General features: G+C 32.3%; 7 protein-coding genes. All 7 read right to left on the bottom strand.

What is annotated here, in order from left to right:
* On the bottom strand, positions 1-371 hold a 371-nt coding region (locus tag VKY47_RS03760), incomplete at its 3' end, for a hypothetical protein (protein ID WP_324310482.1).
* 17 nt (positions 372-388) lie between these two features.
* Positions 389-1762, bottom strand: a complete 1374-nt coding sequence (locus tag VKY47_RS03755) for an MBL fold metallo-hydrolase (protein ID WP_324310480.1) — start codon at positions 1760-1762, stop codon at positions 389-391.
* A 3-nt stretch (positions 1763-1765) separates the two neighbouring features.
* Positions 1766-2602, bottom strand: a complete 837-nt coding sequence (locus VKY47_RS03750) for an ATP cone domain-containing protein (RefSeq protein ID WP_324310478.1) — start codon at positions 2600-2602, stop codon at positions 1766-1768.
* Between the two features lie 54 nt (positions 2603-2656).
* Complete coding sequence (locus tag VKY47_RS03745; RefSeq protein ID WP_324310476.1) at positions 2657-3505, bottom strand: universal stress protein; 849 nt, start codon at positions 3503-3505, stop codon at positions 2657-2659.
* A gap of 51 nt (positions 3506-3556) precedes the next feature.
* A complete protein-coding gene (locus VKY47_RS03740; RefSeq protein WP_324310474.1) occupies positions 3557-4405 on the bottom strand; it encodes a universal stress protein in 849 nt (282 codons plus the stop codon).
* A gap of 584 nt (positions 4406-4989) precedes the next feature.
* Positions 4990-5376, bottom strand: coding sequence for a hypothetical protein (locus tag VKY47_RS03735; RefSeq protein ID WP_324310472.1), 387 nt, complete (start codon positions 5374-5376; stop codon positions 4990-4992).
* Between the two features lie 152 nt (positions 5377-5528).
* Positions 5529-6371: a universal stress protein gene (locus VKY47_RS03730; protein ID WP_324310470.1), complete on the bottom strand. Its 843-nt coding sequence runs from the start codon at positions 6369-6371 to the stop codon at positions 5529-5531.
* Between the last annotated feature and the right edge of the window lie 30 nt (positions 6372-6401).

The raw sequence follows: 6401 nt of genomic DNA, 5'->3' as shown, positions 1-6401 counted from the left end.
AATAAAGCACTTTGGATACTAAAGTCGTAAATGTTCTTTTCAAGATTATTTTGGGTTGAAATAAAATAATTATCGCAAGCTAGCTCGTCACATTCTATTTTTTGGGTAATTTGATTGGCTTGAAAATTGGCTTCGATAATCAATAAATCGCATTTATTGGAGGTTTTTAGGATTTCCTTTTTAAAACGCTCTAGATTTTCAAAAAGATCCATCATATTTACCTTATAAATAGTGGAATTTACCAAATAACCCAAAAAGTCTAGATCTTTTTTTAAAAATTGAAGGTTAGCTCCAAAACGCTGCATGTTATATTGCAACTCTGCTATGGTTTTTTCGTTATTAAAGGTTTTATATTCTTGTTGTGTTTTCATAATAAAATACTTATAAATTATAGTACGATTGTTTCTGTATCCAAAAGTTTTGGAATACAAGCATTCCAGTTATATCTATCTTTAATTTTAACTCTAAATGCATCAAGTGCTGTAGGTTCTCCATGAATTAAATACACCTTTTCTGGAATGTTTTTTATATCGCCCATCCAATCCAATAAATCATTTTGGTCTGCATGAGCCGATAAACTCTCTAGATGTTTTACAGTGGCCTTTACAGGATAATATTTTCCGAAGAATCTAATTTCGTGAGCACCTTCCAAGAGCTGTCTGCCACGAGTACCTTCTGCCTGATAGCCAACCAGCAAAACAGTTGTAGATGGCTCGTCTATAAGTTGTTGCAAATAGGTTAAAACCCGGCCTCCTGTTACCATACCACTTCCTGCAATAACTATTTTTGCGCGTTTATCGTCTATGGTTTCCCAGGTTTCCTTATAAGATTGAATGATGTTGAAATGGTTGCACATGGCTTGATACTCCTCTATTGAAAGTTTATGCCATTCTGGGAAGTGCTTAAACACCTCCAAAACATTGTTTCCCATTGGACTATCTACAAAAATAGGAATGTTTGGGATTTTGTTTTTTTGATATAATTTCCAAAGAATATACATTAAGGTTTGAAGTCTTTCTACAGCAAAACTTGGAATAATTAAATTGCCTTTTTTATGGATGATATCTGTAATCATTTCAGATAACATGTCGTCTAAGTCTTCTTTTGGATGCAATTTATTTCCATAGGTACTTTCTATAAATAAAACATCCGCCCATTCTGGTTTTTTAGGATTTTCTAGTAAATAATCATTGTTTCGACCTATGTCTCCAGAGAATACAAAGCGTTTTCCATGAATATCAAGTTCTATAAATGTGGCGCCAATAATATGGCCATTGTATTGAAATCTATAAGAGATGTTTTCTGTAAGTTCTATCCATTTCCCTTCAGGTTTCATTTGAAACATTTCTATGGTTCTTTCAGCTTCGCGAGTGGTGTAAAAAGGCAAGGCTGGGGCGTGTTTTGTATATTTTTCTTCGTTGGCTTTTTTGGCCTCTTCTTCGTGAATTTTAGCGCTATCTTCCAAGATAATCTCGGCAATGGCCAAGGTTGGCGCCGTTCCAATAATTTTACCGTGAAACCCTTGTTTTACAAGTCTTGGCAAATAACCTACATGATCTAAATGCCCATGGGTTAACAAAACCAGATCGATATCCTCTACATGAACAGATAAATTATTCCAATTTAACTCTCTCAATTCTTTGATACCTTGAAACATACCACAGTCTATCAAAATGTTTTTTTGAGCGGTCTCCAAGAGATATTTAGAACCTGTTACAACACCTGCTGCACCTAAAAAATGAATTTTAACAGAATTTTCCATGGCTTAATTATTACAAAGTTGATTAATCTCGTTTAGGATTTTTTCTTTTCTAATTTCCGAAATACCTAAATGATCCAGAAAAAAGGAATCGCCTATTAAATCTCTACATAAAACGACATCTCTACTTAATAGAAATTGTTTTTCTCTTTTTGTCAATAAGGTTGAAACCGTAATTGGATACAAACCCAATCTGTCTATTTTATCTTTTAAACCATCTTCTTTTGGATAATCCCAACTCAACAATTTTAAACCAATACAATTTCCATATTGCAAAGCATCTTCTGTAAAACGTGTATTCGTCACAACATAACCTTCATTTAAATCATTTTTATGCGATTTGGTATCCCAATGGGTTTTAACGTCCTTAAATCTAGCAGCTATATAAAGAGGAACTTTTACGTTGCAATTTCTGCCTTCTTCACTATGAAATTTACATTCAACCACAGACATTTCATTATTTTTAATGGCTACCACATCAATTTCATGACTAACACAATGGCCTTGTAATATTTTTCCAACCTGAACTTGATAACCAGAATATTTAAAAATAGCAGCTATAAAATTTTCAAACGGGAAGCCAGTTGGACCAAGTTCGTAAATAGCCTTTTTCAACTTGTATTTAGAAGCAAAGAAACTGCTCTTCTTTTTTAATAAAGCAAAAGCTCTATTGTAAATTTCTTTGGTTGAAATACCTTGATATAATTCGTCGCGAACCCTATCAATTATCTGGTCGACCAATTCTTTATCTGCACCAGAATGGTTTAAAGAGGCACGTAATTTTTCTAACGAAAACCTGACCTTTTCTCCCGAAGACTTAATAATTTCTATGTTAGGATCCATAAGCTTGTAGTTAAAACTAATCAGAAAAATTAAAAGTTTCCGATTTCTATTTGGTTATTTTTTCGTTTTTGCAGGAATAACCAAAAAAGGAATATTTAAATGAAACCCTATTTGATTTATGGTAGATTTAAAAAATAAATTTTCAAAAAACGAGTGTTTATTGTTAATCATAACTAATAAATCGGTTTGGGCTTTCATTTGGAAATCGCTAATTGCCTGAGTTATTTCTTGATTCCTAACACTAAAGAATTCATGTTTTAAATCTTTAAAAAGTGTTGACAAGGTAGCTTTGTTCTTTTTCTGATCTGCAGTTAATTCCCTTCCATAAGACACGTTTAAGATATGAATCTTGGCTTCATTATCTTTAGATAATTCTACGAGCGGTTTAACCTGTTGATTATTGTAATCAATTTCGTAGTCGGTTGGGAACAAGATTTGACTTGGTTTTTCAAAATTAAAACTATCTGGCACCGCTAAAACAGGGCATTTTGCCTGTTTAAAAATATGAACCGTATTCGATCCAAATAAAACTTCCTTTGCTCCCGTGGCACCTTTGGTACCCATAACCACATAGTCTATTTGGTGTTCTTTTACTTGTTCTGAAATTTCTAAAGTCAAGGTATTAAATACGGCCTGACTCTTAATGGTATGATTTGGATTATCATGCTGTTTCTTGATCCTCTTTTCAAAATCCTCAAGACCTTTTAAAGCCTGTTGTTTTACAACATCCTCCAAACCTATTTGCGAAGGACTTAGCATAACGTATTCCACATGATAAACAATGGGTGTATAGGTGTTTAGCAAATAGAACGTGCACACTTCGTCTTTAAACAATTGGAGCGCATAAGAAATGGCATTCCACGAATTTTCCGAAAAATCTGTTGGTAAGAGTATCTTTTTCATAGTATAAAGGTTTTATAGTTTTCTGCCTATGCAGTTGTGGTTACAAGTTAATTAAATTCGCTTTATATTTTGTAAGGCTAAAAATGGGATATGAAGTTTTAAACTAAGTTTCGAAATGGTAGACGGATATAAAATGTTTTCCAAAAATGAATGTCTGGAATTAACCATAACCAACATATCCACATCCTGTGTTTCTACATAATTATTAATGGTTTCTAAAATATCGATTTCCTTTTTTACAACTAATTCTATTTGGTTTTTACAAACTGTCCCTTTTAAAAAAGCTAAATTATCTTCTTGGCGCAAGGATAGTTTCTCGCTTCTGGAAACATATAACACGTCTATTATTGCTCTGTAAGGCGAAGCGATATCGCAAAGCAACTTTAATTCACGTCGTTTGTACGGAATCATAAAATTAGTTGGAAAAAGAATGTGCTTGGGCTGGGTGTAACTATAATTTTCCGGAATGGCCAAAACAGGACACTGTACATATTTCAACACCTGTAAGGTATGACTTCCAAAGGTTGATTTCTTGTCGTTTGTTTCGCCTCGGGTACCCATAACAATAATATCAATATTCTCTTTGTCGACAATTTCATCGGCACCTTCAACCAGCAAATTCTTCGAAGAAACTATATGATATTCATGCCTTGGATTGGGTGATATTTCCTGTATTTCCTGAAGGATTTTCTCTAGATTTTCAAGAGATTTTTTTTGAATCATTTCAGTTATCGCATCCAATTCTTCTCGATTGGCTATAACCGGAGTTGCATAAATTTCTTCTTGATACGTATGCATGATATAAAACTGACTAATCTCATACTTAAAAAGTTCTAAGGCATATTTTATAGCATTCATGGAATTGACTGAAAAGTCTGTAGGGATCAATATCTTTCTCATAGTTACAGTATTGGATTCAATATTTAAATTTAGAGATTTATCAAGATTTAAACTATGACATATATCACATTAACAAGAGATTAACAAGCCTATAAAAAACAAAAGCGAGAAAGTATCTTCTTTCTCGCTTTTTTTAGAGCTCCCTAGCTTTAATTAACCTCTTCTATAAATATTAACCCGACTTTTAAATCTAAAAGACCTATAAATTCGATTAATTACAACCCAGGAATTCTTTCTTTCGGTTATTTGTTACCACACAAATAACCACTTAAACCTTTAACTATATAAACACTAAATTTATACTACAAACTTACACAACTAATGACGTATATAAAATGATATTTATCAGTTAAAAAAAGCCAAAAAGTTAAACTTCCTGGCTTTTCTTTATTAATAGTATGTTGTTTAAAAATAATTCCTCTTTCATTTTTAAACTTATTGAAGCCATCTTTAAAAGAATGAACTTTCAACCTTTTGACACATCATGAACAAAAAACTATCATACTATTATTATTGCTAATTTACTATGTTTCATTGGGTATTGAAATGATATCCATCAGTTTAGGTCTTTGATTTTCAAAATATTAATACGGCACCACATTGTAGGCAATGTTCAATAGAAAAATTCCAATTAAAAACAGCAACATATAAATTACCTGAACAAACTTTACATTTATAAAATTAATTCTTTTAACTGTTTGTTTTGGAAAGGTAAACAGCGCTAAACCTATAAATAAGGCAAAATAACCAATGAGGGTAATAATCAATTTCCAATTGGGTTCCCAAATATTATGAACCAAAATATTGAGTAAACCAATAATTATGGCAATAAACGAGGTGACAATTAAAAACTTTTCGTCTCGTAAATGTGCAAATATTTGTTTGATGCGTTTGGGATTAAAACTTAGTATTATAAAAAACACAAGTAAGTACCAGCCCCAAAATTTGGCCAAGAAAATAGACATATCCATAAATTATTTATTTTTAGATGAATGAATGATTTTTTAAACTATTTATTTTATCGAACTTAAACCTTAAGTTTCTAATTATCAAGGAAGTGAGCAATTTATCGCTAAAAATCAAGATTTTAGGATAAGGAATCCATTGTTAAATCTAGTTTCCACTAATTGTGCAGGACCAAAAATGGAATGTTTATGTGATAACTTATTTCCTCTACTTTTGAATGAAATAAAATTTGCTGAAAATAATTTAAGTTTTTAGCAACCATGGTAATCATATCCACGTCTCTGCTATCCACAAAACACTGCACTGCTGCTTCTATATTTTTATTGGTTAAAAAATGAAAGCTATGGGCATGCGCTTGAAAATAGTCTTCTAATAATTCCTTGTTTTTTATTTGATCGCTGTTTAATTCAGCCGCTTTTTTACTAATATGAACCACTCTTAGAGCGGCATCGTTTTTCTGAATTACCTTTAAAATAGGCTCTAAAGTATTGAGGTTGTACTGCAACGCAAAATCTGTTGGGAAGGCTAATTCCCTAATTTTTTTATACGTGGCATTTTCTGGCACTATTAAAGTAGTACAGGCCACCTTAGTTATAATATCTCCAGTATTACTGCCAACAATGGCTTTTTTAAGTCCAGAAGCTCCTTTGGTACCTAATACAATAAGTTCGATGTTTTTCTTCTCAACATGGTCGCGAACAGATTGCACTAAAAAATTATGATCGGCAATGGTATAGAACCTATGTTTACTACTGGAAGGAATTTGTTTGGCAATTCGTTTTTGCAGTTTAAGCAGTTCGGTTTTAGACGGTTTGGTGTAAACACTTTCTACAACATCCTGGGTAGGCAAATAAGGTACCTCGTTTAAAAGTAGGTGGCTCAATCTATTGACGTGAAGTAAAAAAAAATTACAAGCAGTTTCCTCGTGGAAATCTATCGCATATTTAATAGCATTCCACGAGTTTTCAGAAAAATCTGTTGGCAATAATACATTCTTCATTTCACAGTTACTTAAAACTCAAATGTACGC

This window comes from Xanthomarina sp. (genome assembly GCF_035306705.1).
Lineage (GTDB): Bacteria > Bacteroidota > Bacteroidia > Flavobacteriales > Flavobacteriaceae > Xanthomarina.
Note: the sequence above shows the minus strand (reverse complement) of the source record. Positions and strands in the feature narration are given on the sequence as shown.

Bases quoted from the DNA above. Each gene is read 5' to 3' on its own strand.
- VKY47_RS03755 (WP_324310480.1), bottom strand. From the start codon at position 1,762: ATGGAAAATTCTGTTAAAATTCATTTTTTAGGTGCAGCAGGTGTTGTA.
- VKY47_RS03750 (WP_324310478.1), bottom strand. From the start codon at position 2,602: ATGGATCCTAACATAGAAATTATTAAGTCTTCGGGAGAAAAGGTCAGG.
- VKY47_RS03745 (WP_324310476.1), bottom strand. From the start codon at position 3,505: ATGAAAAAGATACTCTTACCAACAGATTTTTCGGAAAATTCGTGGAAT.
- VKY47_RS03740 (WP_324310474.1), bottom strand. From the start codon at position 4,405: ATGAGAAAGATATTGATCCCTACAGACTTTTCAGTCAATTCCATGAAT.
- VKY47_RS03735 (WP_324310472.1), bottom strand. From the start codon at position 5,376: ATGGATATGTCTATTTTCTTGGCCAAATTTTGGGGCTGGTACTTACTT.
- VKY47_RS03730 (WP_324310470.1), bottom strand. From the start codon at position 6,371: ATGAAGAATGTATTATTGCCAACAGATTTTTCTGAAAACTCGTGGAAT.